This window comes from Sphingobium sp. WR1 (assembly GCF_059693745.1).
On sequence record NZ_JCATID010000012.1, the window covers coordinates 58506 to 83998 of the forward strand.

At 64.6% G+C, this 25493-nt stretch carries 34 protein-coding genes; 23 read left to right on the top strand and 11 right to left on the bottom strand.

Annotated features, from left to right (window positions below; translation table 11 throughout):
- Positions 1–66: 66 nt before the first annotated feature.
- Entirely contained in the window at positions 67–1371 is a 1305-nt protein-coding gene (locus tag AC58EF_RS15020; RefSeq protein ID WP_497277172.1) for an MFS transporter, read from the bottom strand.
- 197 nt (positions 1372–1568) lie between these two features.
- Here AC58EF_RS15020 and AC58EF_RS15025 point away from each other — a divergent pair, with 197 nt between their 5' ends.
- Complete coding sequence (locus AC58EF_RS15025) at positions 1569–2183, top strand: TetR/AcrR family transcriptional regulator (protein WP_497277173.1); 615 nt, start codon at positions 1569–1571, stop codon at positions 2181–2183.
- Here AC58EF_RS15025 and AC58EF_RS15030 read toward each other — a convergent pair.
- Together AC58EF_RS15030 and AC58EF_RS15035 are read right to left on the bottom strand one after the other, a co-directional pair.
- Entirely contained in the window at positions 2069–2494 is a 426-nt protein-coding gene (locus AC58EF_RS15030) for a helix-turn-helix transcriptional regulator (RefSeq protein ID WP_497277174.1), read from the bottom strand. The genes AC58EF_RS15025 and AC58EF_RS15030 overlap by 115 nt on opposite strands.
- Positions 2461–2772: a hypothetical protein gene (locus tag AC58EF_RS15035; protein WP_497277175.1), complete on the bottom strand. Its 312-nt coding sequence runs from the start codon at positions 2770–2772 to the stop codon at positions 2461–2463. Before AC58EF_RS15035 ends, AC58EF_RS15030 begins: the two co-directional genes overlap by 34 nt.
- Between AC58EF_RS15035 and AC58EF_RS15040 the strand changes: the two genes are divergently transcribed.
- The 12 genes from AC58EF_RS15040 to paoC all read left to right on the top strand — a co-directional run bounded on the left by AC58EF_RS15040 (position 2759) and on the right by paoC (position 13657).
- Entirely contained in the window at positions 2759–2929 is a 171-nt protein-coding gene (locus tag AC58EF_RS15040; protein WP_497277176.1) for a hypothetical protein, read from the top strand. The two genes, AC58EF_RS15035 and AC58EF_RS15040, sit on opposite strands and share 14 nt — an antisense overlap.
- A 123-nt stretch (positions 2930–3052) precedes the next feature.
- Positions 3053–4270 carry a multidrug effflux MFS transporter gene (locus tag AC58EF_RS15045; protein ID WP_497277177.1) on the top strand — a complete coding sequence of 406 codons (1218 nt, stop codon included), beginning with the start codon at positions 3053–3055 and terminating at the stop codon, positions 4268–4270.
- Positions 4271–4324: 54 nt separating this feature from the next.
- A complete protein-coding gene (locus AC58EF_RS15050; protein ID WP_497277178.1) occupies positions 4325–5344 on the top strand; it encodes an aldo/keto reductase in 1020 nt (339 codons plus the stop codon).
- 78 nt (positions 5345–5422) lie between these two features.
- Positions 5423–6061, top strand: coding sequence for a flavodoxin (locus AC58EF_RS15055; RefSeq protein ID WP_497277179.1), 639 nt, complete (start codon positions 5423–5425; stop codon positions 6059–6061).
- 67 nt (positions 6062–6128) lie between these two features.
- The gene (locus AC58EF_RS15060) at positions 6129–7025 is read left to right on the top strand and encodes a LysR family transcriptional regulator (protein WP_497277180.1); all 897 of its coding nucleotides are present in this window, start codon (positions 6129–6131) and stop codon (positions 7023–7025) included.
- A gap of 258 nt (positions 7026–7283) precedes the next feature.
- Positions 7284–7694 carry an alcohol dehydrogenase catalytic domain-containing protein gene (locus AC58EF_RS15065; RefSeq protein WP_497277181.1) on the top strand — a complete coding sequence of 137 codons (411 nt, stop codon included), beginning with the start codon at positions 7284–7286 and terminating at the stop codon, positions 7692–7694.
- 61 nt (positions 7695–7755) lie between these two features.
- Positions 7756–8946 carry a carboxymuconolactone decarboxylase family protein gene (locus tag AC58EF_RS15070; protein WP_497277182.1) on the top strand — a complete coding sequence of 397 codons (1191 nt, stop codon included), beginning with the start codon at positions 7756–7758 and terminating at the stop codon, positions 8944–8946.
- Complete coding sequence (locus AC58EF_RS15075) at positions 8889–9569, top strand: XdhC family protein (RefSeq protein ID WP_497277183.1); 681 nt, start codon at positions 8889–8891, stop codon at positions 9567–9569. The genes AC58EF_RS15070 and AC58EF_RS15075 overlap by 58 nt, the downstream gene beginning before the upstream one ends.
- 2 nt (positions 9570–9571) lie before the next feature.
- Entirely contained in the window at positions 9572–9733 is a 162-nt protein-coding gene (locus AC58EF_RS15080) for a hypothetical protein (RefSeq protein ID WP_497277184.1), read from the top strand.
- 135 nt (positions 9734–9868) lie between these two features.
- Positions 9869–10504 carry an aldehyde dehydrogenase iron-sulfur subunit PaoA gene (gene paoA, locus AC58EF_RS15085; protein ID WP_497277185.1) on the top strand — a complete coding sequence of 212 codons (636 nt, stop codon included), beginning with the start codon at positions 9869–9871 and terminating at the stop codon, positions 10502–10504.
- The gene (locus AC58EF_RS15090; protein ID WP_497277186.1) at positions 10501–11451 is read left to right on the top strand and encodes an FAD binding domain-containing protein; all 951 of its coding nucleotides are present in this window, start codon (positions 10501–10503) and stop codon (positions 11449–11451) included. Before paoA ends, AC58EF_RS15090 begins: the two co-directional genes overlap by 4 nt.
- A gap of 4 nt (positions 11452–11455) precedes the next feature.
- A complete protein-coding gene (gene paoC / locus AC58EF_RS15095; RefSeq protein WP_497277187.1) occupies positions 11456–13657 on the top strand; it encodes an aldehyde oxidoreductase molybdenum-binding subunit PaoC in 2202 nt (733 codons plus the stop codon).
- 365 nt (positions 13658–14022) lie between these two features.
- Here the strand turns inward: paoC and AC58EF_RS15100 are convergent, their stop codons facing one another.
- Both AC58EF_RS15100 and AC58EF_RS15105 read right to left on the bottom strand, forming a co-directional pair.
- Entirely contained in the window at positions 14023–14403 is a 381-nt protein-coding gene (locus AC58EF_RS15100) for a DoxX family protein (RefSeq protein WP_497277188.1), read from the bottom strand.
- Positions 14404–14669: 266 nt separating this feature from the next.
- Positions 14670–15485, bottom strand: a complete 816-nt coding sequence (locus AC58EF_RS15105; RefSeq protein WP_497277189.1) for an SDR family NAD(P)-dependent oxidoreductase — start codon at positions 15483–15485, stop codon at positions 14670–14672.
- A 102-nt stretch (positions 15486–15587) separates the two neighbouring features.
- On the opposite strand from AC58EF_RS15105, the gene AC58EF_RS15110 reads away from it, so the two are divergent.
- Complete coding sequence (locus AC58EF_RS15110; protein ID WP_497277190.1) at positions 15588–16481, top strand: LysR family transcriptional regulator; 894 nt, start codon at positions 15588–15590, stop codon at positions 16479–16481.
- 78 nt (positions 16482–16559) lie between these two features.
- Here the strand turns inward: AC58EF_RS15110 and AC58EF_RS15115 are convergent, their stop codons facing one another.
- The 5 genes from AC58EF_RS15115 to AC58EF_RS15135 form a co-directional block, all read right to left on the bottom strand.
- Positions 16560–17324 carry an HvfC/BufC family peptide modification chaperone gene (locus AC58EF_RS15115; protein WP_497277191.1) on the bottom strand — a complete coding sequence of 255 codons (765 nt, stop codon included), beginning with the start codon at positions 17322–17324 and terminating at the stop codon, positions 16560–16562.
- Positions 17321–18151 (bottom strand): MNIO family bufferin maturase, encoded by an 831-nt coding sequence (bufB, locus tag AC58EF_RS15120; protein WP_497277279.1) that lies wholly within the window; start codon positions 18149–18151, stop codon positions 17321–17323. Before bufB ends, AC58EF_RS15115 begins: the two co-directional genes overlap by 4 nt.
- A 55-nt stretch (positions 18152–18206) precedes the next feature.
- On the bottom strand, positions 18207–18479 hold the full coding sequence (bufA2, locus tag AC58EF_RS15125) for a BufA2 family periplasmic bufferin-type metallophore (RefSeq protein ID WP_497277192.1): 273 nt from the start codon (positions 18477–18479) through the stop codon (positions 18207–18209).
- An 81-nt stretch (positions 18480–18560) separates the two neighbouring features.
- Positions 18561–19202 (bottom strand): DUF1109 domain-containing protein, encoded by a 642-nt coding sequence (locus AC58EF_RS15130; RefSeq protein ID WP_497277193.1) that lies wholly within the window; start codon positions 19200–19202, stop codon positions 18561–18563.
- Entirely contained in the window at positions 19199–19738 is a 540-nt protein-coding gene (locus tag AC58EF_RS15135; RefSeq protein WP_497277194.1) for a sigma-70 family RNA polymerase sigma factor, read from the bottom strand. Before AC58EF_RS15135 ends, AC58EF_RS15130 begins: the two co-directional genes overlap by 4 nt.
- A gap of 210 nt (positions 19739–19948) precedes the next feature.
- Between AC58EF_RS15135 and AC58EF_RS15140 the strand changes: the two genes are divergently transcribed.
- The 5 genes from AC58EF_RS15140 (at position 19949) to AC58EF_RS15160 (ending at position 21440) form a co-directional block, all read left to right on the top strand.
- Positions 19949–20224 carry a BufA1 family periplasmic bufferin-type metallophore gene (locus AC58EF_RS15140; RefSeq protein ID WP_497277195.1) on the top strand — a complete coding sequence of 92 codons (276 nt, stop codon included), beginning with the start codon at positions 19949–19951 and terminating at the stop codon, positions 20222–20224.
- A gap of 54 nt (positions 20225–20278) precedes the next feature.
- Positions 20279–20752, top strand: a complete 474-nt coding sequence (locus AC58EF_RS15145) for a DoxX family protein (RefSeq protein ID WP_497277196.1) — start codon at positions 20279–20281, stop codon at positions 20750–20752.
- 147 nt (positions 20753–20899) lie between these two features.
- Positions 20900–21124 carry a hypothetical protein gene (locus AC58EF_RS15150; RefSeq protein ID WP_497277280.1) on the top strand — a complete coding sequence of 75 codons (225 nt, stop codon included), beginning with the start codon at positions 20900–20902 and terminating at the stop codon, positions 21122–21124.
- A 47-nt stretch (positions 21125–21171) separates the two neighbouring features.
- A complete protein-coding gene (locus tag AC58EF_RS15155) occupies positions 21172–21297 on the top strand; it encodes an Hsp70 family protein (RefSeq protein ID WP_497277197.1) in 126 nt (41 codons plus the stop codon).
- Positions 21298–21323: 26 nt separating this feature from the next.
- Positions 21324–21440: a hypothetical protein gene (locus AC58EF_RS15160; RefSeq protein WP_497277198.1), complete on the top strand. Its 117-nt coding sequence runs from the start codon at positions 21324–21326 to the stop codon at positions 21438–21440.
- On the opposite strand, the gene AC58EF_RS15165 is transcribed toward AC58EF_RS15160, so the two are convergent.
- On the bottom strand, positions 21432–21692 hold the full coding sequence (locus tag AC58EF_RS15165) for an SDR family NAD(P)-dependent oxidoreductase (RefSeq protein WP_497277199.1): 261 nt from the start codon (positions 21690–21692) through the stop codon (positions 21432–21434). The two genes, AC58EF_RS15160 and AC58EF_RS15165, sit on opposite strands and share 9 nt — an antisense overlap.
- Positions 21693–21831: 139 nt before the next feature.
- On the opposite strand from AC58EF_RS15165, the gene AC58EF_RS15170 reads away from it, so the two are divergent.
- The 4 genes from AC58EF_RS15170 (at position 21832) to AC58EF_RS15185 (ending at position 25280) form a co-directional block, all read left to right on the top strand.
- The gene (locus tag AC58EF_RS15170) at positions 21832–22734 is read left to right on the top strand and encodes an NADP-dependent oxidoreductase (protein WP_497277200.1); all 903 of its coding nucleotides are present in this window, start codon (positions 21832–21834) and stop codon (positions 22732–22734) included.
- A gap of 125 nt (positions 22735–22859) precedes the next feature.
- Entirely contained in the window at positions 22860–23498 is a 639-nt protein-coding gene (locus AC58EF_RS15175) for an EthD family reductase (RefSeq protein ID WP_497277201.1), read from the top strand.
- A gap of 4 nt (positions 23499–23502) precedes the next feature.
- Positions 23503–24294 carry an SDR family NAD(P)-dependent oxidoreductase gene (locus AC58EF_RS15180; RefSeq protein ID WP_497277202.1) on the top strand — a complete coding sequence of 264 codons (792 nt, stop codon included), beginning with the start codon at positions 23503–23505 and terminating at the stop codon, positions 24292–24294.
- Positions 24295–24305: 11 nt separating this feature from the next.
- Complete coding sequence (locus AC58EF_RS15185; RefSeq protein WP_497277203.1) at positions 24306–25280, top strand: SDR family NAD(P)-dependent oxidoreductase; 975 nt, start codon at positions 24306–24308, stop codon at positions 25278–25280.
- Positions 25281–25493 lie beyond the last annotated feature (213 nt).

Sequence of the window (25493 nt, forward strand, 5' to 3'; positions counted from 1 at the left end):
TTACCCGGCCACTTTTAGGTGATCAGCGCCCTAGGTTGAACGATCAAGCATTTAGGGCCCTAAACATCAGTCGACCTCGCCGGGGCGGGGATAGCGGCCGAGCATCAGATAAGAGCAGCCGGCCGCAATAAAGGAAGCGGCGATCACCAACAGCGCGGCGTCATAATTGCCGAAGCGGTCGAAGGCGACGCCCAGCAGCGACGCGCCGACCGCGCCGCCAAAGGCGATGAAGAAGACCGCCAGCCCATAAAGGGTCGAGAAGCTCCGTACCCCGAAATAGCGCGCGACCATGAAGGCGACGACGTCGATCTCGGCGCCCAGGCCCAGCCCCACCAGCAGGATGGCCAAGGCAGCGATAGGCCCTTCGAGAGTGCCGTTGAACGCCAGCAGGCAGGCGCCCGCCGCCGATCCGCAGGCGAACAGAAAGGCGATGGCGGGCGCCCAGAAGCGGTCGACTAGCGACCCTGTGACCAGCGCCCCCGCGAAGCTTGCAATGCCCGCCAGTCCGACCAGCGCGGCCGCATCGGCGCCCCCGATGCCCTTGCTTACCAGCATGGGTTGAAGCTGGCTCATGATCGCGGTGGCCGGGGCGTAGCCCAGACCCGCGCCCAGGCACAGGAACCACACGCGGCGGCTCTGCAGCAGGTGCAGCCAGCCGGGTAATTCACTGTCCGCTTGCGCCGCGTGCCTCGGCGATGGTGAACGGCCATTGCCGATCCAGAAATAGACTGCCGGCAGAGAGATACAAAGGATCAGCAGGCCCTGTGCCCAATAGCCCGCGCGCCACCCCAGATGCGCGATGATGGCGAACAGGATGATCGGGAAGGCCGCGCTGGCCAAAGCAAGGCCACTGCGCGCAATTGCAAGCGACAGGCCGCGCGAACGGACGAACGACTGGCTGATGACACGCGAGCAGGTGAGACCGCTCGCCGAAAGGCCGATGACCGACACCAGCACGCTCAGCAGATAGAAGAGGAAAAGGGAGCCGTTCATCGCCCCCAGCGCGCCATAGAGCATCGCCGTCATCGCCATGCCGATCAGCATGATCCGACGCGTGCCGAGGCGGTCGATGGCGCGCCCAATGAAGGGCGCGGCAAGCGCCGTGACCAGCGAAGCGTTATAGGCAAAGGCGATCTCGCCGCGCGACCAGCCGAACGCTGCCTGGAGTGGCAGCACGAACAGGCTGGACAAGGCCTGGAAGGCGCCCTGCGAAAGGCCGATCGCCAGGAAGGCGGCGAGGCCGATCCGCCAATGGTTGCGCCATTCCTCCGCCGCGTCGCGCCAGCCATGTCCCGATGCCGAAGGAGATGGTGTGGCGGCGTGCGAAACCGCTCCTGCCTGTGCAGACAGGCTGCCCGCCTTTTCCGTCACTCTCCGCTCCTTTTTCAAATGTGGGCCAAGGGCTGGCAGAGCGGCCTCGGACGGTCAATGAACCCCAATCCCGCTGCCGACGATTTCAGGCATATGATCAGTCGGCCAGCCCTTGCGAAAGCGTTTGCGCCGGGGTCAGGCAGCATCGCTGGGCCATGCGGGTTCCATAGGCCGAGTTCTTCCTCTAGGGCCGGCCCATGGTTGCGACGCGCGAAACATATGGGGCGGCCGGTATCGGCGATGCGGTGATGGGAGCCGGTGATGCCCGCTCCCGCATTTTGAACGCCGGTGAATCGCTGTTCAGGGAGCGCGGCTTTGCCCGCACCAGCATGGACGCGATCGCGGCGCTCGCGCGCATTTCCAAGCGGACGCTCTATGCCGAATTCACCGACAAGCGCGCCATTCTCGAGGCGGTGTTGGACCGCTTCATCGCCCGACGGTTCCAGATCATCGCCAACCTCAGCCGCCGCTCGCATGACGACCGGGAAACGTTGATCGCCATCGCGCAGGGACTCGCCGATGCCGCCCTTGACGACGAGGCGAGCGCCATGTTCCGGCTGCTGATCGGGGAGGCTCATCATTTGCCCGCGCTGGCCGATCGCGCGAACCGGCAAGGTCTCGCGCAATCGCTCGCGTTGATGGCCGGTCCATTGGAGCGGCTCGGGGTGGCGGACTCGGCAGCGGCGGGACGGCTCATTTACGATCTGGTCGTACTCGCGCCCGGCCATCGCGCGTTGCTGGGCGCATCGGAGGGCAACGCGCCCGTCGAACAGATCGTCGATATCATCGTGTCGGGTGTCGCGCATTGCTGAACCGATGCGCCCGCCCGTGAGGCCAGTTCAGCCGTTGCGGACGAAGCGATTGACGATATCTCCGAAAAGGAAGCTGCGGTTCGCGTCCTCATCGAACGCATAGAGTCTCCAGCTACCCGGATGGATGGTAGTCCGGATCGCTGCATCCAGCGCAAGATACGCGACAGGCGCCAGGCCACCACCTTGGCGCCTGTCTTCTCGGGCGCCGGAGAGGTGCCAGGGTGGATGTCGCGATAGATCGACACCTTGGACTTACCCGTCTTCGCGATCACGGCTCTCAGCCGCAGAAACTGCTTTTCACTCTCGTCCATTTGCAAACCAACTTTCTGGCCGGTCTGCCCGCCGGAGCAGTATGTCGGTAGTGCAGGCTGCGATTGATGCGGAAGCCGGCAAGCTGCAACTGGCGGGCGCACGCCTGTCGGAAGCGGCCCTGGCTATCGCCCGGCGGATCGCGCGTGGTGATCGCGTCCCAGTCCGGCCATTGCCTGCCTGCGCTGACGCCGCAGTAGGATGACGCGCCGGCGACGCCGCCGGCGGAGGCCCTGCTGGCGCTGCCGATTCTGCAGCCGGGCAGGATGACCGAGGCCATCCGCAAGCCAGTTGCAGAAATGGCGGTGGAATGGCCCTTCGTGACCAACCGCCATGCGACGGCGGCGCCGATCCCGTCTTCAGGCGTCTTTGTCGATGAGGCTGCTTGTGATGAAGATGGCGAATATCTTCCCTTCTTTCCGACTGAAGCAGCGTAGGGGCGCAACCAATATGTTTCATGAATCACCCTCATAAGATCGTGCATGAATCATGATCTAATCGGCCGCCTCACGAAGCGCTAAATTGCGGTCAAGCAACATATCTTTGAACGAGAACACACGATGCCCACCCTGACATTGGCGCGCGATGCCGTGCCCGCCGAACAAGCAAACCGCCATCCCATGCGCATCATGGCGGTGCTCGCGACGCTGATGGCGTTCGGCTCCATTTCCACCGACCTCTATCTGCCGGCCATGCCCGCCATGGCCAGCGACCTGGGCGCGGATACGGGCGCGATGGAATTCACCATCTCGGGCTATCTCATCGGCTTCAGCCTGGGCCAGTTGCTCTGGGGCGCGGTCAGCGATCGGATCGGTCGCAGGCTACCGGTCGCGATCGGGATCATCCTGTTTCTCATCGGCTCGGCAGGCTGTGCCCTGTCGGGAAGCGCCGCCGAGGTGATCTGCTGGCGCATTGTCCAGGCGATCGGCGCCTGTGCCGGGGTGGTGCTGTCGCGCGCCATGGTCCGTGACCTCTTTTCGCGCGATCGCGCCGCGCAGATGCTCTCCACCCTGATCGTCATCATGGCGATCGCCCCGCTCGCTGGGCCGCTGCTGGGGGGACAGGTGCTGCGCCTTGCGTCCTGGCACTGGATATTCTGGCTGCTCGTCGGCATCGGCGGGATGACGCTGGCGGCGCTGTTCACCGTGCCCGAAACGCTGGCACCGGCGCAGCGCGATTCCGACGCCGTCCGGCACGCCTTGTCGCGTTATGGCGAACTGCTCGCCGACCGGCGCATCTTGGCCTATGCCGGCATTGGCGGCTTTTTCTACGCCGGCGCCTTCGCCTATATCGCGGGCAGCCCCTTCGCCTATATCAGCTATTATCATGTCCCGGCCAGCGTCTACGGGCTGCTGTTCGGCGCGGCGATCCTGGGCATCATGGCCATGAACATGCTCAATTCGCGGCTGGTCGCCCGCTTCGGCAGCGATCAGTTGCTGCGCGCCGGCGCCTTGATGGCGGCGGTTACCGGATTGCTGGCGGCACTCGCCGGCTGGACGGGCTGGGGTGGCCTGATCGGCCTGCTGATCCCCGTTCTCGGCTTCAGCGCATTGAATGGCCTGATCGTCGCCAATTCGCTTGCCGGTGCGCTGGCGGCCTGGCCCGAACGGGCCGGCGCCGCATCGGCGCTGGTCGGGGCGATCCAATATGGCAGCGGCATATTGGGTTCTGCGCTGGTCGGATTGCTCGCCGACGGCACGCCCTGGCCGCTGGGTCTGGTCATCGGCCTTGCCGGCATCGGCAGCTTCGCCTGCACGCGCCTTCTGCCCAGAGGCTGAACATATTTCCGGAATCAGGGGATAATTTCAACGTTTGATGAAAGGAACAGGCACATGAAAGCGCGTCAATTGGGCAGCGGCGGACCGGATGTTTCCGCGCTCGGCTTCGGCTGTATGGGACTGGACTTCAGCTATGGCCACAAACTCAGCCGGGATGAGGGCATCGCTCTCATTCGCCAGTCGGTGGATCGCGGCGTCACCTTCTTCGACACCGCCGAAATCTATGGTCCCTTCAGCAATGAGGAAATGGTCGGCGAAGCGCTGGCGCCGGTCCGCGACCAGGTGGTGATCGCCACCAAATTCGGTTTCGACATCGATCCTGCCACCGCACAGGTCAATGGTGTTTCCAGCCGACCGGAAGGAATCAAGGCGATCGTCGAACACTCGCTCCAGCGGCTGGGGATCGAGACGATCGATCTTCTCTACCAGCATCGCGTAGACCCCAATGTGCCGATCGAGGACGTCGCCGGCGCGGTCAAGGCGCTGGTCGAGGAGGGCAAGGTGCGGCACTTCGGCTTGTCCGAGCCGGGTGCGCGGACCTTGCGTCGGGCTCATGCGGTGCTGCCGGTGGCGGCGGTGCAGAATGAATATTCGCTCTGGTGGCGCGAGCCGGAAACCAACGGCATCCTGGACGCCTGCGATGAACTGGGTATCGGCTTCGTGCCCTATAGCCCGCTCGGCAAGGGTTTCCTGACCGGCGCGATCGACAAGGACACGCAACTGGGCGCGAACGACTTCCGCGCCAACACGCCGCGTTTCCAGCCCGAGGCGCTGGCCAAAAATGCTGCCTTCGTCGAGTTGCTGAAGCAGATCGCGCAGGACAAGGGCGCGACCCCGGCGCAGATCGCGCTGGCGTGGCTGCTGGCCCAGCGTCCCTATATCGTACCGATCCCGGGCACCACGAAGCTGCACCGGCTGGAGGAGAATATCGGTGCGGATGCCGTGGATCTGACCGATGCCGATCTGGGCCGGATCAAGAGCGCGCTTGCCGACATCCAGGTGGAGGGGGCACGCTACGCTCCGGCCCAGGCGGCCATGGCGGGCCTCGATGCACCGGAAAAGACCGGCCACTGATCCTCTAAGCGTGGTGGGATGGGCGGAGCGTTGCTCGGTCCATCCCGGCCTATTGGGTGACCGGGAAAGGATTTTGCCATGGGCAAAGAGAAGGAACGGCAGGGCTTCGATGGACCACTTAGCCGGCGCGACCTGATGGTCGCGGGCTTTGCCGGGGCCGCGCTGTCAGCGGCGACGGCCTGCGCCCAGACGTCGGGCAGTGTGGGCGGCGATGCTAAACCCCTGGTGATCTATTTCACTCGGTCAGGCAATACGCGGGTCATCGCCAAAGGCCTGGCGCACACGCTGGGAGCGCCGCTGGCCGAACTCATCCCCGCCAATCCCTATCCCGACGATTATGAAGCCAATGTCGCCCAGGCGGAAAGGGAAAGGCGCGCTGGCGCCTTGCCGGCGCTACGGGCGCTGGACCTGAACCAGGCCGATCATGACCTCATCTTTCTCGGCTTTCCGATCTGGGGCATGACGGCACCGGCGGTCATCCGCACCTTCCTCGGCACCCATGATCTCTCCGGCAAGCGGCTCGCGCCCTTCATCACCCATGGGGGCTATGGCATTGGCGACAGTCTGTCGGTGCTGGCACGTCATGTGCCGCAGGCCCGGCAACTCGCGCCCTTCACGCTGGAATGCGACCAGGAGCGACGCACCCTGGGGGCGGTCGTTCAGTGGCTGGGCGGGCTTGGCCTAGCTATATCCTCCCATGGGACCGGGGCGGGATGAGGCGGCGATTGCAGCAACTTGGCGTATCGATCATGATCGATGTAGTGCTTGTTCCGAAAGGGCATGAATGAACCGCGACGACCTGATCGATCTCAACGCCTTCATTGCGATCGCGGAGGAGCGTAGCTTTACCCGTGCCGCGTCCAAGATGGGCGTGTCGCAGTCCGCGCTGAGCCACAAGATCAGGCGGCTGGAATCCCGGCTGGGCGTGCGCCTGCTATCGCGCACGACGCGTAGCGTCTCGCCGACCGATGCTGGAGAGCGGCTGCTTGGCGGCCTCGTTCCGGCTTTCGAACAGATAACCGATCATCTTGAATCGCTGGGCGAATTGCGCGAGCGGCCGGCGGGCACGATCAGGCTGACCGTGCCCCTTCATGCCGCCATGACCATCATCTGGCCGGCCGCACTGAAACTGATGCGCGATTATCCCGACGTCTGTGTTGAACTGAGTGTGGATTCCGGCATGCGCGACATCGTGACCGACCGGTTCGACGCCGGCGTCCGGCTGGGCGAGCAGGTGGCCCGGGACATGATCGCCGTCCGGATCGGGCCCGAACTGCGCATGGCGGCGGTGGCAAGCCCGGATTATCTGGCTGCTGCCGGCATACCCCGGACGCCGCAGGATCTGGCCGATCATCGATGCGTCAATCTGCGCTTCACCACCGGCGGCGGCCTCTATGCCTGGGAGTTCGACAAGGCCGGGCGAGAACTCAATGTCCGGGTCGATGGCCAGTTCACATCGAACAATGTCGAGATGATCATCATGGCAGCGGTCGAGGGGATGGGGATCGCCTTCGTGCCCGAAGATTATATTGCAGAGCATCTGTCCGCCGGCCGGTTGCAGCGGGTGCTGGAGGACTGGTGTCCGCCATTTCCCGGCTATTATCTTTATTATCCCAACCGTCGGCAGCCCAAGACGGCCTTTTCGCTGCTGGTCGAGGCGCTGCGTTATCGGGGCGATTAGCCACTCCCGATCCGGTTTCATGATCGCCATGCATAGGTTTATGCGGGATTGACCGGCTAATCATGGGTCGGATGTCGATCTATCTTTCCGTCAAGACGACAAGATCGGTGGAGGAACAAGGGTGTGCGGCGCGATAGCGTCGATGCCTGTCAGTCCCGTGCGCCCTGATCCTGGCCGTTGCCTTGTGCATGTGGGCCGGCGCGGATGCCGCCGGTCTGCTGCCGACCATCATTCTATCACCCTCTATCGGGAGCCGTCATGAAGACAATCGCCTATGCCGCCAAGGATGCCCATTCGGGCCTGGCGCCGTTCGAGTTCGAATATCGCGCCGTGCGTGGCAACGATGTCGCGTTCGAAGTCCTCTACTGTGGCGTGTGCCATTCGGACCTGCACATGGCCCGCAATGATTGGGGCGGGACCATCTATCCGGTCGTGCCGGGGCATGAGATTGTTGGTCGCGTTATCGAAATCGGGCCTGACGTGATGCGTCACAAGGTCGGCGACATCGTCGCGGTCGGCTGCCTGGTCGACAGTTGCCAGCATAACGTCCTGCCGGATGTGGAGATGATCCGCATGGACCAGATCAACGAGGCCTTCGACCGGCTCGACCGCAGCGACGTCCGCTATCGGTTCGTGATCGACATGGTCTCGCTTGAAGCTGCGGCCTGATCATCGGCCGGTGGGGTGCGTGCCGTCCCGCCGACCTTCATTGCAAGAACAGGAGGATGAGATGGCCAGATCGTCGATGATCGGTGGCATGATGGCGCTTGCGGCGAGCGCCGGCGGGGAAGCCGCAAGCGCGCAAGACGGAGCAAGGACTTCGGTCTCGCCGCCGGTCATGCAGGAGGTGGCGCCGCAATTGGCCGACTATACCGACCGCGTCCTGTTCGGTGATGTCTGGGAGCGGCCCGGCCTTGCCAAACGCGACCGCAGCCTTGTCGTCGTCGCGACCCTGATCGCGACAGGTCGGACCGGGCCGCTGGCCGGTCATATCGGCCGCGCGCTGGACAATGGCGTGCCGCCGTCCGCCATTTCCGGACTGATCACTCATCTCGCCTTCTATATGGGTTGGCCGAGCGCGGTCGCGGCGCTGGAACCGGCGCGCGAGGCCTTTGCCGCGCGCAAGGTCGATCTCACCACGCTCAAACCGTTCGACGCCACCCTGCTGCCGGTGCCGGCCGGTGATGCGGAACGTGCCGCCGCCGTCGAGAAGGCCATGGCGGGCTCTGCGCCGGCCCTGGGCGACCTGACCAACGATGTCCTGTTCGCCGACTTGTGGCGACGGCCCGACCTGACACCGCGCGATCGCAGCCTGGTCACCATTGCCTCGCTGGCGGCGACGGGGTCGGTCGACCAACTGGATTTTCATATTCCGCTTGGGCTCCGCAACGGACTGACGCGCACGGAACTGGCTGAAGCGATCACCCATCTGGCCTTTTATGCGGGGTGGCCCCGGGCGATCAGCGCGGTGGGCAAATTGGGATCCGCCGCGCCGGGCGGGGCAGCACCGGCGGCGCGCATGGAGATGATCGTCGCACAGGCTGGCCAGGCCCCAGTTCAGGCGCCTGCCGACCGCTTCACCGGCAAGGTGACGATCAGTTCGCCCTTCACGACCGATGGCGGAGCGTCCGGCGCGACGGTGCGCTTCGAGGCTGGTGCGCGCAGCAACTGGCACAGCCACGCCAGGGGGCAATTGCTGGTCGTCACCCAGGGCGAGGGGCGGATACAGAGCGAGGGCGGCCCGGTGCGGGTGATGCGGACAGGCGACGTCGTCTGGACGCCGGCAGGCGTGCGCCACTGGCATGGCGGCGGCCTGGACATGGCAATGACCCATGTTGCGATCGTCGATCGCGGCGATGTCGTTTGGCAGGAACCGGTCACCGAAGCCCAATATCGCGCATCGTCGGCAGACCGAGAATAATCGATGCGCGGGGCGAGCGCACGGTGCTGGTTACCCTGACGGGCCTTGTCGGACGCTCGTCCCGGGCGCCGGGCGCGCACATGGCGATCAGCCAGTCGGGCGCGAGCATGGAGTCTTTCTCGGGCGGATGTGTCGAAGCGGCGGTTGTCGCTGAAGCATTGGACGTGTTGGAAACGGGGCATGTACGGCCGGTCCGTTTCGGCGCGGGATCGCGCTATATCGACATTCGCCTGCCGTGCGGCGGAGGCATCGACCTGCTGTTCACGCCCGATCCTGACCCCGCATTGCCGATCATCGGGCATGGCGAAGAAACATTGGCACTGGCCCGTTTCGTCCTGGCCTATCCGGCTGATGTCGGCGTTCTCAGCCCAAACCGGTCCATCGTCGATTACTCCCGTCAGATCGGGTCCACCGCCGATACGCTCCTTTCCCCAAGATCGACCGACGCGGTGATGGCTGACCTCTTCACTGCGATCATCTTCCTGTTCCATAACCATGATTGGGAAGCGGACCTCATGATGAAGGCGCTTTCCACGTGGGCCTATTTCATCGGCGCGATGCGCAGTCACAGTACCCATGCCCTGCGCTGCGAAGGGCTGCGCCGCCGGGGGCTTCGGCAATAGACGTGGATCGGATCATCGGCCCGGTCGGGCTGATCCAGGCCGTCCGCGATCCCGATATGCTGGCGGTATCGATCCTGGCGCAACGCGTGGCGACCGCAGGCGTAGCGCCGGATCTGATCGTTGAAGCAGGGGCGTTCCGCACCATTCATGATGCTGGATCATAGGACCATGCTGATCATTGCATGAACCGGATTGGCATTCCCTATGTTATCCTTCTTCTGGGTAGATGGCAGGTCGGGAGCAGGCCGCCATATTTTTTCTCGATAGGGGACGTAAAAAGCGTCTGCAGGGGAGTTTTCATGGCCGACTTTCCGGATCTAAGCGTCTCGCGACGCGGCATCTTGGCCGGTGGCGCCGCGTCTGCGGCGGTTGCGGTCGTTCCCGCGCCAATGCAGGCACAGCCGGCTCCCTCTGCGCCGCCGCCGATGATGGCGGTCGACTTCATGGTCAACGGCAAGCGGCAGCAGCTCAAGCTCGACACCCGCACGACACTGCTCGACGCGCTGCGCGAGCATCTGAAGCTAACCGGCACCAAGAAGGGCTGCGATCATGGTCAGTGCGGCGCCTGCACCGTGATGGTCAACGGCACCCGCATCAACAGCTGCCTCAGCCTGGCGCTGCAACATCAGGGTGACGAGATCACCACGATCGAAGGGCTGGGCATGCCTGACAATCTCCATCCGATGCAGGCCGCCTTCATCGCCCATGACGGCTACCAATGCGGCTATTGCACACCGGGGCAGATCTGTTCCGCCGTCGCCGTGCTCAAGGAAATCGAACAGGGCGTACCCAGCCATGTCCAGGCCGACATCACCCGCGCGCCGGACTATTCCAATATTGAGATGCGCGAGCGAATGAGCGGCAATCTCTGCCGTTGCGGCGCCTATTCCAACATCGCGCAGGCCATAGCGCAGGTCGCGGGAGCCAAGGCATGAAGAGCTTTACTTATGAACGGGCCAAAACGCCCGAGCAGGCTGCTGCTGCCGTAGTCGCCCGGCCAGGGGCCAAATATCTGGCCGGCGGCACCAATCTGCTCGACCTGATGAAGCTGGAGATCGAGACGCCGACCCATCTGGTTGACGTCCAGGATCTGAAGCTCGACCGGGTCGAGAAGACGCCGGAAGGCGGGCTGCGCATCGGCGCGCTGGTCACCAACACGGCGCTGGCATCGGACATGGCGGTCCGCCGCGACTATGGAGTCCTCACTCGAGCGATCGTCGCCGGTGCCAGCGGCCAATTGCGCAACAAGGCGACGACGGCGGGCAATCTGCTCCAACGAACCCGCTGCCCCTATTTCTACGACACCAACATGCCCTGCAACAAGCGTCGGCCCGGCGCTGGCTGCGCGGCGATTGGCGGTTTTTCCCGCCAGCTTGCCGTCATCGGTTCGTCGGACCATTGCATCGCCACCTATCCCGGCGACATGGGCGTCGCGCTGCGCCTGCTGGATGCCAAGGTTGAGACGGTGAAGGCCGATGGCGCAAAGCGCGCGATCGATTTTGCCAACTTTCACCGCCTGCCTGGCGACGAACCCCAGCGCGACAATGTGCTGGAGGCGGGCGAACTGATCACCGCCGTCACTTTGCCCCGGCCGATCGGTGGCATGCACCTCTATTACAAGGTGCGCGACCGGGCCTCCTATGCCTTCGCACTGGTCTCGGTCGCGGCGGTCATCCAGAAGGATGGCAGCGGACGCGTGGCATTTGGTGGCGTCGCCCACCGGCCCTGGCGGGTGGAAGCCGCGGAAGCGGCCTTTCGGAACGGCGCGCGCGCCGTGACGGAGCGGGTCTTTGCCGATGCGCGTCCGACCGAGGACAACCGGTTCAAGCTGAAACTGGCTGAGCGCACGCTGGCGTCGCTCATGGCCCAGGCGAGGAGCTGATCCCATGAAATTCGATGCCCCCGCTCAGGCCAATCTGTTCGATCAGGCGAAGATCGTCGGCAAGTCGACGCCCCGGATCGACGGCCCGCTCAAGACCACGGGCCAGGCGCCCTATGCCGCCGAACGCCATGATGTCATCGCCAACCAGGCCTATGGCTTCGTCGTCGGATCGGCCATTGCCAAGGGGCGGATCGCCGCCATGGACACCAGCCTGGCGCGCGCCGCACCAGGCGTGATCGCCATCGTCACCGCGCCCGATACCAAGCCGGTGGGCAAGGGCATGATGAACAATGCCCATCTCTTCGGCGGAAGCGATATCCATCATTATCATCAGGCAATCGCCTGCGTGGTGGCGGAGACGTTCGAGCAGGCACGCGCCGCTGCCGCGCTGATCCGCACAGACTATGCGCGCGACAAGGGCCTGTTCGATTTTCCGGCCGTTGCATCGGCCGCGCCGCTGGCCAAGGGACGAGGCGGCAAGCCGGACACCACAGCGCAGGGTGATTTCGCTGCAGCCTATGCCGCTGCGCCCGTCAAGCTCGACGAGCGCTACCACACCGCGAACGAGAGCCATTCGATGATGGAGCCGTTCGCGACCATTGCCGCGTGGGAAGGCGAAAAGCTGACCCTGTGGACATCAAACCAGATGATCGCCTGGGCCAAGCGGAGCATGGGTATGATCCTGGGGATCGACCCTGCCAATGTGCACGTGGACTCACCTTATATCGGCGGGGGATTTGGCGGGAAGCTGTTCATCCGCGCAGATGCAGTCCTGGCGGCGCTCGGCGCGAAGGCCGTAGGTCGACCGGTCAAAATCGCCATGCAGCGCCCGCTCATGACGAACAACGCGACTCATCGCCATGCAACAATCCAACGGATCCGGATTGGTGCGGAGCGCGATGGTCGGATCACCGCCATCGGTCATGAGAACTGGTCGGGCAACATCAATGGCGAGGACGGTGAGGACGGAACCCGGCAGACGCCGAAGCTATACGCCGGCGTAAACCGAATGACCGCCAACTACATCGCTGCGCTCGATCTACCGGAAAGCAATGCCATGCGGGCGCCTGGCGAGGCGCCCGGCCATCTCGCGCTGGAAGTTGCGATGGACGAGCTGGCCGAGAAGCTCGGCATGGACCCGATCGAGTTGCGTATCCGCAACGAGCCCGATGGGACGGTTCCGTCGAACGGCGCGCGCCGCTTTTCCGACCGTAACTTGGTCCGCTGTCTGCGCGAGGGGGCGGAACGGTTCGGCTGGGCGCAGCGCAGTGCGAAGCCGGGGCAGCGACGCGAAGGCGCCTGGCTGATCGGCATGGGGGTGGCGGCGGGCTATCGCGGCGGGCCGACGGCAACGTCGGGAGCAAGGGCGCGTCTTGGTGCCGACGGTCGCATTACTATCGAAACTGACATGACCGACATTGGAACTGGAAGTTACACGATCATTGCGCAGACCGCTGCCGAAACTATGGGCGTGCCCTTGGATCGGGTCGAAGTGAGGCTGGGGGATTCCGACTTCCCGGCCTCGTCAGGATCTGGCGGCCAGTGGGGCGCGGCGAGCTCCACCGCCGGTGTCTACGCCGCCTGTGTCGCCTTGCGCCGTGCGATCGGCGAGCAGCTGGGCTTTGATGCCGACAGCGCGATCTTTGCCAATAGCCAGATTCAAGTGGACGGACGTCGCATAGCGTTGACGGATGCCGGCGTTCTTTCGGCACAGGATGAGATGACCTTCGGCGACTTCAAGCAGGGCTATGATGTCGGCACCTATGCTGGTCATTTCGCCGAGGTCGCGGTCAATGCGTATACCGGTGAGACCCGCATTCGCCGGATGCTGGGGGTCTGCGACGCGGGCCGCATCCTCAACCCGCTTTCCGCGCGCAGCCAGGTGATCGGCGCCATGGTGATGTCAGCCGGTTCCGCCTTGATGGAGGAACTGGCGGTCGACACCCGGTTCGGTTTCTTCGTCAACCACGACCTGGCCGGATATGAAGTACCGGTCCATGCGGATATTCCGCATCAAGAGTGCATATTCCTCGATACGCTGGACCCCGTGGTTTCGCCTCTGAAGGCCAAAGGAGTAGGAGAGCTGGGCATCTGCGGGCCTGGCTCGGCGATTGCCAACGCCATTTATAACGCGACCGGTATTCGCGTGCGCCACTATCCTTTAACGCTCGACAAATATTTAGATCAGATGCCGGATATCGTTTGATCGCAACAGACGGAAGGCAGTGATAACCGGAAACTGGATGGCAGCCTTGTTGCCTGCCAAGTTGACGTTCCCTTTTTGACCAGTTCTGTCTATTCGCGCTCATCTTCCTGGTCGAGCGCGAGATGCGCGGCTCGCCGCTTGAATGACAGCTTTGGGCGAGAGCAGACTCCAGCCTTGGATGGATGCCTTCGTCGATTGACTGAGGTTGAGCCGTGTGCGGACTGGCGGCATCTGGACATGGCAAAACGAAGGCGGGCATCGACTATTCGCGTCTGACTCCACTGCCGTTGTTGCGCCGCTTTGGCGCGGCCCACGATCTTCGATAGGGTCAGGCCGTCAAGCGCGGCGGAAACCCTCAAATTCAGTCAGCTTTCGCGAGGCCGCCCGCGCATGGCATAGGCGACCACGAGCACAACTAGGGTTGCGATCGCCGGCGCCGCGTTGCTGATTGGGTCACCGACAAGGATATGCGTGCCAGCGGCGCCCGCAAGCGTGGCCGCCATGGCGCCAAAGGCCCAGTCTTGCAGGAAAACAAAGCGCGGCTGACAGAGGCAGATTACACCGATGATATAGGCCACGCCGATTATGGTCATGAAATGGCTCGGATAGCCAAGGCGTGCCATTTCCTCAGTCATCATACCTGCCAGATTGAGTGCGCCGGTGACAAGAAAGACGCATGCGACAAGGCCCTGCAGGGCCAACTGGACCATTTTGATCACAGGGAAAGAGGATGTGGTAACCGTCATGGTCAAGTCCTTTGTGTGTCTGAACGTTGCCTGCGCCCGGTAGAGGACCTGCGGTTCGCTCCCGAAGTCCGAGCCGGATGATATTGCATTACCCACCTCGGGTAGTTCGCATCCTGGGCTCCAGCGGTTACAGGCGACGACCTAAGCAGCTCCGACGGAGCGGCGCCCGCTCGCCATTGCAGCACGCTTGAGCCCAAGAGGGCGCTGGCGAAGGTGATTGCGCGGGCAGAGCAATCACCTCCCTTATCAGCGCCTCGGTGGTCATGTCAGCCGAGATCGGCGGACCAGGCGATCTCCTCCCGTAATTGGTCGAGCTTCGCGCCGGCCCATTGCAGCGCATCGTCGCCGAACACGAGCCGCGCGGGCGCCTCGTCCTCCGAAGCGAGCGTCACGATCCGTGCGGCGAGCAGCTTAGGATCGTTCGGCTGGCTGCCGTTGGCTCCGTCCACAAACGCGCGATACTGCGCCACCGACTCGGCATAGTCTGGAATGTCGATGCTGCCGAAGCGCGCCGACTTGCCGTCCATGAAATCGGTGCGCAGCATCCCCGGTTCGACCAGGAGCGAGCGGACGCCCAACGGTGCCAGCTCCTGCGCAAAGCCCTCCATCCACCCCTCGATTGCGAACTTCGACGCCGAATAGACAGCCCCCCCGGGATTGGAGACCAGCCCGCTGACCGACGAGATGGTAACGATGAGGCCCGAGCGACGCGCACGCATGTGAGGGGCAACCGCGCGCGCGACGTTCATCGTACCGAACAGATTGACCTCGAACTGGCGCCGCACCGCATCATCGGTGAAGGTCTCGAAGAAACCCAGCTCGGCATAGCCGGCATTGTTGACCAGCACGTCGATCGCACCAAACCTGTCGACGGTCTCGGCGGCGACCGAGTTCGCGGCTTTGGTGTCGGTGATATCGAGCGCGAGGGCGTGCAGGCGATCATGCTCGCCGCCGAAGGCATCGCGGACCGCGTCGGCGGATCGCGCCGTTGCCACGACCATTTCACCCGCATCGATCGCCGCGCGCGCGATCTCGCGTCCAAGTCCCCGGCTTGCGCCCGTCACTAGCCAAACCTTGCCCATCGTTGGTTCCTCATTGCTGCCATTGTCGCTAATTAGGTAGTCATGCTAATTAATTGTGATAATCGCCTAATCAGTAATGGGGCCCAGTAGCGGGGATCATCAATGCGTCCGGATCAGCTCGGCGACCTCGCCGTCTTCGCGGCGATCGCCGCCGACCGCAGCTTTACGCGTGCCGCGCGGCGACTCGGAGTCACGCAGTCGGCGTTGAGCCAGACCATGAAGCGGCTGGAGGGTCAGTTCGGTTTTCGGTTGCTCTCCCGCACGACGCGCAGCGTCGCCCCAACCGCTGCCGGCGAGCGTCTGCTCGCCACCCTGGCGCCGGCGCTGGCCGAGTTGGACGGCGAAATCGAGGCGCTGTCCCAGGCGCAAGGGGCAGCGATCGGCACCGTCCGGATCACCACGGGCAAGCACGCCGCGGACACGTTGCTATGGCCGATGCTCCCGTCCTTCATGCGCCGTCACCCCGGCATCGAGGTGGAGGTGTGCGTGGAGGGCGGAATGACCGATATCGTGGCGGGTCGCTACGATGCGGGCATCCGGCTCGGCGAGCGATTGGAGAAGGACATGATCGCGCTGGCGGTCGGGCCGCCGCTTCGCGTCGCGGTGGTGGCCGCTCCTGGCTATCTGCGTGACCATCCGGCGCCGATGAAGCCCGCCGACCTCACCGCGCATCGCTGTATCTCCTATGGCGACACGAATGGCGACCTGTCCCCCTGGTCATTCGAGCGCGACGGTCATGCGGTGACGGTCACGCCAGGACGCGGACCGGTGTTCAACGACGGCGACCTGCTGGTGGCCGCCGCCCTTGAGGGTTTCGGCATCCTCTACATCCTGGAAGATCTGGTGGCGGCGCCGATTGCCGATGGCCGCCTCATCCGCTTGCTGGAGCCGTGGTGCGAGCCGTTCGCCGGCTACCATCTCTATTACGCCGATCGGCAGGGCACGACGGCCTTCGAACTGTTCAAGGAGGCGCTTCGAGCAAGCAGGGCCGTGTGAAGGCTTGGCCAAGTACCAGTCCCCTTCGAGGTGCGGACGGCATTCAAGCGGGAATCAAAAAGAGCGGCCACCGATTTCCTATGCCGCGCGGCCGCCATCCTCGATCTCGCCGATCAGGCCATCATGCACCCAACGGCCAAGCCACTGCCCGGCGCGGGCGATGCCTTGCTGTTCGCCGAATGCCTCGGCCGCCGCCTCGCATAGCGCGGCGTAGGAGCGGCCCGCACGCGCGTGGACAAGCGCCTGATGTTCAAATTGATCGACCACGCGAAAGCGCGAGAGCTCGCCCTGCCGCCAGACGAGGATTCCGCCCGGTTCGTCAAGGCGCTCGACCGACGGTGGGACCTCGCCTGCGGCCAGCGCGGACCAGATCGCCGGCGCGTTCGTCGTCAGATCGCCGATATCGAGCGCTGGGATCATGCGCAGCACAGCGCGGTCCCAATCGACCTGCGCAAGCTCCGCCACGGTAACGATGCGCGCGTCCGGGCCGACAAAGACCTGCTCGAGCGCGAGTTCGAGCCATGCGAGCTCGGCGATTTCGGGATCGCCGGGTTGGAGCAGCGCCAGCGTATCCGGCAGGTCGCGGGCATAGGCGTCGAGAGTCCAGCTGCTCGGAGGCATGCGGTCGATATGGAACGTGGCGGCGGCGAGGAACGCCTCGTCGCCGATCCACGCGCGGACGCGTGGGAAGCTCGCTTCCAGGCAGTCCATAAGCTGCGCGCGATAGTTGTTCTGGTAGACGCGAAGACCCGGCGCCGCGGCACTCCCCACCCGTCGGGCCGCTTCGGCATCCTCGTGCACCAGCCAGGCGCGCAGGTCGCGCTGAAGGTCCAGCAGCGTCATGCCGCTTCCACGACGGCAGCGGCCGCGATCTGCCGGGCGAGGGTCAGTTCGGCGAGGAGGTCGGCGAGCGGCGGGATGTCATCGTCGCGCTCGATCATCGTGGCGACGGGCCCCAGCCGCGGCAGAACGTGCGCGTAGAGGTCCCAGACCGATGCGGGAACGGGGCGGTCATGGGTGTCGACCAGAAGCTCCTTGCCCTGGCTGTGCCCGGCGAGGTGAATCTGGCGAACCCGGTCGTGCGATAGGCCGTCGAGGTAGGCGATGGGATCGAAGCCGTGGTTGCTGGCGCTGACGAACACATTGTTGACGTCGAGCAGCAGGCCGCAGCCAGTCCGCGCGCACATCGCGGAAAGAAATTCCCATTCGGTCATGTCCGCGCACGTAAAGTCGATATAGGTCGAGGGGTTCTCGATCAGCATAGCGCGGCCGAGCGCGTCCTGCGCCCGATCGATATTGGCGCAGACGATGTCGAACGCCTCGCTGGTGTAGGGAAGCGGCAGCAGGTCGTGCGAGCTGAAGCCCTCGATCCGCGTCCAGCTCAGATGATCGGAAACGAACAGCGGCTCGATTTCGTCGACAAGTGCCCGGAGCCGCGCGAGATAGGCGCCGTCGAGGCCGTCGGCCGAACCGATCGACATCGAAACGCCGTGCAGTGCTACCGGATAGCGCGCGCGGATGTCGCGCAGGATTCGGCGGGGGCGGCCCCCTTCGATCATGAAATTCTCCGAGATCACCTCGAGGAAATCGACCGCGACGCGGTGCTCGAGGAAGTCGGCATAGTGCGGCTTGCGCAGGCCGAGGCCGAAGCCGGCGAACTCAATGGGCATGGGATGTTCCCCGTGGGGCCGGCCCGGCGGCACAGGCGCACCGGGCCGGCGGCGATCACTTCGGTTCGGTCAGGCTGCCGCCGGCCGCCTTGCACGCCTTGGCGGTCAGAGTCTTGAAGCCATGGCCCTTGCACTCGTTCTGTCCCTTGCATTCGTTCTCGGCTGTCTTGCAGTCCGAGGTGCCCTTGCAGGTGTTGATGCCGTAGCAATGGACGAGCTTGGCGCTCGCGTCTTCCTGAGCGAAGGCGGCGGTAGGCGCGGACGCCGCCGCAACGGCGATGACGGCGGCCGAGGCGGCGATGCTGAGGCCGGTGGTGGCGATGGTCATGGGTGGATCTCCGAAAAGGTTCAGCCGGAATGGCTTCCCCAGTTCGCGCCAGCCCGGCATCCGGTTACAGGCGCTGCGGGATCACCAGCGCAGCAGGCGCGGCCCCAGCAGCGCGCCGAGCAGCGTCGCCAGCAGGATGCCGAGCGAATACCAGGTGAGCACGAAGATCGCCGACACCTCCGGGCAGTGGAGGCAATAGACGGTCGCGGCGAACGCGCCGGCCGTAAGGCCCGCCGCTGCTCCGGCCGCGCGCAGCCGCGTCGGCGCGAGCCGGCGGAAGGACCACAGCAATCCGACGAAAATCGGCGCCGCGAGCGAGAGCACGCGCCACGGGCAACTCATCCAGCTATGCCCCAGCCACATCGCCAGCCACTCGGCGGGCGGCGTCCGCGCCAGCTCGAACAGGCCGAGACCCGCGAGCAGCACGACCGGGATGGCCGCCAGCCAAAGGCCACGCAGCGAGCTGCTGTCGGGCCGCGCGAGCTGCACGATCAGAATCAGCGCGGCCGCCGAGAGCGAGAGAGTGTAGCCCCACTTCATCCAGAAGGAGAAACCGTGCATCGCGCTGCCGAGGTCCGGGCGCACGCCCATCCAGAAAATCACCAGACCGCCGGAGACGAGGGCACCGAGGGCGAGGCCGATCGCGATCCGCCGTCCCACCGCACCGCGCCGCACGGGCCGGGCGTCACGCGTGAGCTGGTCGATAAGATCGTCGGTGTTCACCGCGTGCCCCCCTGAACGAGCGCCGCCAGCGCCTTCAGGCCGCGATGCACGGATACCTTGACGTCGGACTGGCCGATGCCACCGGCCTGTGCCGCCTCGGCGACGCTCAGTCCCTCGATCCGCGTGGCACGGATCGCCCGCGCCTGTTTGGGCGGCAGTTCGGCGAGAAGCTGATCGATATCCAGCCGCGCGATCGTGCCGCTTTCGAAGTCCTCGGCGACCAGCACTTCCTCCAGTCCCTCGATCGGGCGCAGGCGGCCGGCGCGCCGGAAATGGTCGATCATCTTGTAGCGGGCGATCGCGAACAGCCAGGCGGCAAAGGCGCGCTCCCGATCATAGGTCGCGCGGCGGGTATGGACCGCGATCAACGTTTCCTGCACCAGATCCTCGATATCGTCATCGGCGCCGTTCGCGCGCCGCCGGTAGAAGCCCCGCAGCAGCGGAACGAGCAGGCGCAGCAACGCCGCGTGCGCTCCGGCGTCGCCGTCGAGCCCATCGATCATCAGTCCGCGCAAGACGTCCTCGTTCGCCCGCATTCGTGCTCCTCGACCGCTTGTTCGGCGAAGCCGGGCGGAAGGTTACAGGCATATCGGAATATTTTCCTCCCCTTTGATGTAACGCTTGTCGCCCGCCGGCCGAACTGGCTTGCGTGACACGGGCCTTCCGCCTCCTCCCCGGTCACCGCGCGGCCTGGCACCCCCGTCCGGGCCGCGCGCAGAGGCATCCGATTTTTGAAGGAAAGACTTATGCGTACGACTCATGCGACGCTCGCTGCGACCCTGGCCATCGCCACCGCCGCCACGCTCGCCGCTCCAGCGGCCGCCCAGACCAAGCCGGCGATGGAAAAATGCTACGGCGTCTCCCTGGCCGGCATGAACGACTGCAAGGCGGGGGCCGGCACCAGCTGCGCCGGCACCTCCAAGGTCGACTATCAGGGCAATGCCTGGAAGCTGGTCAAGGCCGGCACCTGCACCAAGATCAAGACACCCAAGGGCAATGGCTCGTTGACGCCCAAGGCCTGACCATTGCCGGCCGGGCGGCCCCTGGCCCCCGGCCGCGCCTTGCCGGAGTTTGCCATGACCTCGCTTCTCGCAATCCATGACCGCCTCGCGCGGCAGATCACGATGCTGATTCCTGATGCGCTGCTGCTGCTGATCGCCCGGCTCGGCATTGCCGCGGTGTTCTTCATGTCGGGCCGCACCAAAGTGGATGGTATCCTTCACATCACCGACAGCACCTATGAATTGTTCCGCACCGAATATGCGCTGCCGCTCATCCCACCCCACCTCGCCGCGACCGCCGCGACATGGTCGGAACATCTGCTCCCGGCGCTGCTGGTCGCCGGCCTGATGACACGCGTCTCGGCGCTGGGACTGCTGATCATGACGCTCGTCATCCAGGTCTTCGTCTATCCCGACGCATGGCCGACGCATCTCAGCTGGGCAGCCATTCTCCTGTTGCTCGTTGCGCGCGGCGGCGGCGCCTACTCGATAGACGCGGTCGCGGGGACGATGCGCGGTTCGCGCGGCCATTCTCGCGTGCGCGCATGATCAATCTCCCGCAAGCACCGGCAAATTGTCCGCTGTGCACCCACAATCGGTCATTGCGGTGTTAACAGCATCATCCCGCTAGCGGACAAGGCTCTCGGCGATCTTCTCACGCCATCGGCCGTCGGTCTGGGAGATGATGGCGCGCTTCTGGTCGGTGCTGCTGCCCGTGACCGGCAGGTCACACATCCTCAGCTTACCGCGACAAGTTTCAAGCGACTGATGGGAACCGGACGGTCGGTTCAGCTGGATGGGAAGGATTTTAAGCCGGAAGAGCTTTTCGCATTAGTGCTGCGATCATTGCGCGAAGATGCTGGACGCCTGCTCGAGACAGAGGTAACAGGCCGCGATCATCACGGTGCCGGCCTACTTTAGCGATAAGCAGAGATAAGGCTACCCGATGTGCCGGAAAACTCGCCGGATTGCCGGTTCGTCGCCCCATCAATGAGCCGACGGCCGCGGCTCTGGCTCACGGCATCCGAAATCTGGGCAACGAAGAGCCGTTCTTGATTTTCGATCTGGGCGGTGAACCTTCAATGTCTCCATAGTCGAGATATTCGACGACATCATCGAGGTGAGAGCGTCTGCTGGCGATAATCGACTGGGTGGCAACGATTTCGACGATCTCTTCATCAATCGAATCACAAAGAAGCTGTCAGATGAGGTCAAAGAGGTCGGTTCTTCAGCCTGAGGGAAGCCTCCGCCCCCCCTCCCGCGTGGCGACGGTCGAACATTGGCCGACCGCCTCACCGCCTGCGTTGCGTATCTCCTGCGCCATTCTCTCGGCAAGTGAGGCATCGCCTGCTTCCGTGCCATAAGGCCCGCCGCCCAGATCATTGACCACCACCTTCGCGCCCTGCTCCGCCAGCAGCATCGCTTCCGCCCGCCCGATATTGCGGCCAGCGCCGGTGACGACCGCGACCTTGCCCTTCAACCTCTCCATTCCACGCTCCTTTTTTGCTGAGGCGCCATCATAGCGGGAGGCGGAGATCGCCCCCAATCACGACCGTGATGCCTTTCCGTTACGATTTGGCTGCGCTGCCGGCCGGGATAGGATGGGACTGCATCTAAGGGAGAGCAGAATGAAGGCCATCATCATCAATCGCCATGGTGGGCCGGAGGTGCTGGAGGTCGCGGCCATCGCAAAGCCGATGCCGCAGCCGGGCGAGGCGCTGGTCCGTATTGCCGCCGCCGCCGTCAATCCCGCCGACCATAAATGGCGCGCGGGCATGTTCGCCGCCTTCATGCCCGTCAGCTTCCCGCATGTGCTGGGTTATGACATCGCCGGCGAGGTGGTGGGAGGGGAAGGCTTTCCCTCCGGCACGCGCGTTTTCGGCGTGCTCGACCCGCTGCGCAAGGGCGGCTATGCCCAATATGTGGCTGTGTCCGCAGCCTTTCTCGCGCCGATGCCGGACGCATTGGACTTCCCTACCGCGGCTGCCATACCCACGGCGGGCCTGACGGGCCTCCAACTGGTGGAGCAGGCGGTGAACGCGCAGCCAGGCCAGAATATCCTCATCACCGGCGCGCTGGGGGCTGTCGGCCGCTTCGCGCTCCATGCGGCCAGGGCACGCGGCGCCCATGTCGTTGCAGCAGTGCGCGCAAGCCATCGCGCCGCCATGTTGGCGCTGGGTGCCGATGATGTGGTCGAACTGGGCGGCGATGACTGGCGGGGCGCTGCGTTCGATCATGCGATCGATACGGTCGGGGGTGAAGCAGCCGCGCGCCTGTGTCGCCATCTCAAGCCGGGCGGCCGCATCGTGACGGCGGCGACCAACCCGATCCCGGCCGAAGGGCTGCCCGCAGCGCCCGAATTTTTCGCCTTTACCCCCGACGGCGCGGGTTTGGCGCGCCTTGGCGAAGCGGTCGCATCGGGCGCAATCGCCGTGCCGGTCGCGCATATCCTGCCGCTGGAGAAGGCGGCCGAGGCCCAGCGACTGGTTGAGCAAGGCGGGCAGGGGGGCAAGGTCATCCTGACGCCCTGAATCCCTCAGGAACGCCCCGGCCTGCAGCGGCAAAGAAACGCATCTGTGATGGTTGGGCCGCGCCGGTTCCGCCTTCCTCTCCGTCGGCCTTAGACATGGGACCGAAAGCTAATGGGAGGCTGCCGGTGAAAACAGTCATTTTCCTGCGCGCGCGAGGGGAGCAGGAGAAATCATCCCTCCCCGCGCTGCTGGCTGATCGTCCGTGGGCGTCGTCGGCATCACGGATGGTCGTGCAACGGGGCATTAATGCACCCATAGAGACAGGGGGCGATCCGGTGCCGCCCCTTTACGATGCGATATTGGAAACATGGTCGGATGGTCCGCTGGGCGATGTCGCCGCCGCCGATCCGATATTGGCGGAGTGTTGGGAGATTGATGTTCGCACCTCGCAGGAAATCGTCGGCAAGGAGGGTGGGGGCTACGCGCCGACGGGCACCACGCCGGGCCTGTCCCAACTGTCCTTCATACGGAAGATCGACACCATGCCGCGCACCGAGGCGGAACGGCACTGGAGCGAACATATCCCGCTGGCCTGCGCGATCCATGTGGGGATGGAACGCTATGTGCAGGACAGGCTATCGGACGCGGCTGTGGGTGCGGAACCCTGGTTCGGGATGGCTAATCTTCATTTCCCTGATGCGGCAGCGCTGCGCGACGGGCTGTTCCGCACGCCGGGGGACGTGGAAGCGATCACCGCCGACGTGGCCGAATTTGTGTCGGCCCATGCAACGATGCTGGCGATCGAACAGGTCGTGAAGGGTTAGGGCAATGGATCTGGGTCTGAAGGGCAAGCGGGCGCTGGTGACGGGCAGCAGTTCCGGCATAGGTGCGGGCATCGCGCGGCTGTTGGCGGTGGAGGGTTGCGCGGTCGTCGTGCACGGCCGCGACCGCGCCAAGGCCCAGGCCGTGGCCGATGCGATCGGCAATGCGGAGGTGGCCGCGGGCGACCTGTCGACCGACGCCGGGGCCGACGCCGTGGCGGCGGCAGCGGGCGAGATCGACATTCTGGTCAACAATGCCGGCGGCGCGACGGGCACGTCCGCGATGCACTGGACGCAAGTGGACGAGGCCGGCTGGGAGGCGACATATCAGCTCAACACCATCGCTGCTGCCCGGATGATCCGCCGCCTGTTGCCCGCGATGCAGACGAAAGGCTGGGGGCGGATCATCAATGTGGCCAGTGCGGCGGGGGCGCAACCTCTTGCCTTCGGGCCGGACTATGGTGCGGCCAAGGCGGCTATGCTCAACATGACTGTAAGCCTCGCGAAATCGCTCGGCTCCTGCGGCGTCACCGCCAACAGCGTCAGTCCCGGCATGGTCCTGACCCCTGCGGTCGCGGCCTGGCTGTCGCGTCTCGGTCCGGCCATGGGCTGGGGGGAGATATCGCTGGAGGAGGCTGAAAAGCGCGCCGCCAGGGAACTGACGCCTATTCCCGTCGGCCGGGCCGGGCGGGTCGAGGAAATCGCCCATATCGTGGGCATGATCGCCAGCCCTGCGGCCGGCTTCATGACGGGCGCCAATATCCGTGTGGATGGCGGTCAGGTGCAAAGCGTCAATTAGGAGCAGGCAGCATGACGAAAATTCGTTTCGACGGGCGCGTCGCGATCATCACCGGGGCGGGCAACGGCCTTGGCAGGGACTATGCGCTGGAACTGGCGCGTAGGGGCGCAAAGGTTGTGGTCAACGATCTGGGCGGTAGCGGCTCAGGACAGGGCGCGTCGCACAATGCCGCTGACCTGGTGGTGGAGGAAATCCGCGACGCGGGCAGCGAAGCGGTGGCCAATTATGACAGCGTCTCCACCCGCGCAGGGGGCGAGGCGATCGTCCAGGCCGCGCTCGACGCCTTCGGCAAGGTCGATATCTGCATCAACAATGCCGGCTTCCTACGCAACAACCGGTTCGAGGATCTTTCCGACGACCAGATTGACAGCATCATCGACGTGCATCTCAAGGGCGCCTTCTACGTCGCCCAGCCCGCCTATCGAGTGATGCGGGCGAATGGCTATGGCCGCTTCCTCTTCACTGGCTCGGCCTCCGCCATGTTCGGCCATGCCTGGCAGGCCAACTATGCCGCGGCCAAGGGCGGCCTCATGGGCCTCAGCCATATCGTCGCCATCGAAGGGTCGGCCTATGGCATCACCTCCAACCTGCTGTTGCCGACCGCGCAGTCGCGGCTGGCGCAGGAAATGGACGCGGGTTTCATGGAGATTCCCGCCTTCGCCCAAGCTGTGCAATCGGCCGACTATGCCGCCAGCGCCGATCGGATCGAGGTGCCGTTCAACACGCCGCTGGCCGTCTATCTGGTGAGCGAGCAATGCACATCGACCCACGGCATCTTCGCCGCGAACAGCGGCCGTTATGCGAAGGTGCGCATCTGCGCTGCCGATGGCTGGGTTGCGCCGATCGGACCGACACCACCCACGGCTGAGGACATCGCAAGCCAGTTCGGTAAGATCTGCGACGCGACGGTGTGGCATGAGCCGCTCACCGTCTATGACGAATTCACGGCCGTCGCAAAGGCCGCTCGGCGCCAGGGCGTCATCTGATCCTATGGAGAAGGGCAATCCCAACGCGCTCATGCAATCCAGCCGGATGCTGGGCCTCTTCGGCGATGATGATGAAGGGAAAGGCGAAGAGATATTGCAGTCGATAGCCGCCTGATCCCATCGATTATTCAGCAATATGATATGGTCAATTTAATGATAGGCGGATTATTCGGCGTCCCAGCGATGCTATAAGGATGCAAAATATTCCAATCG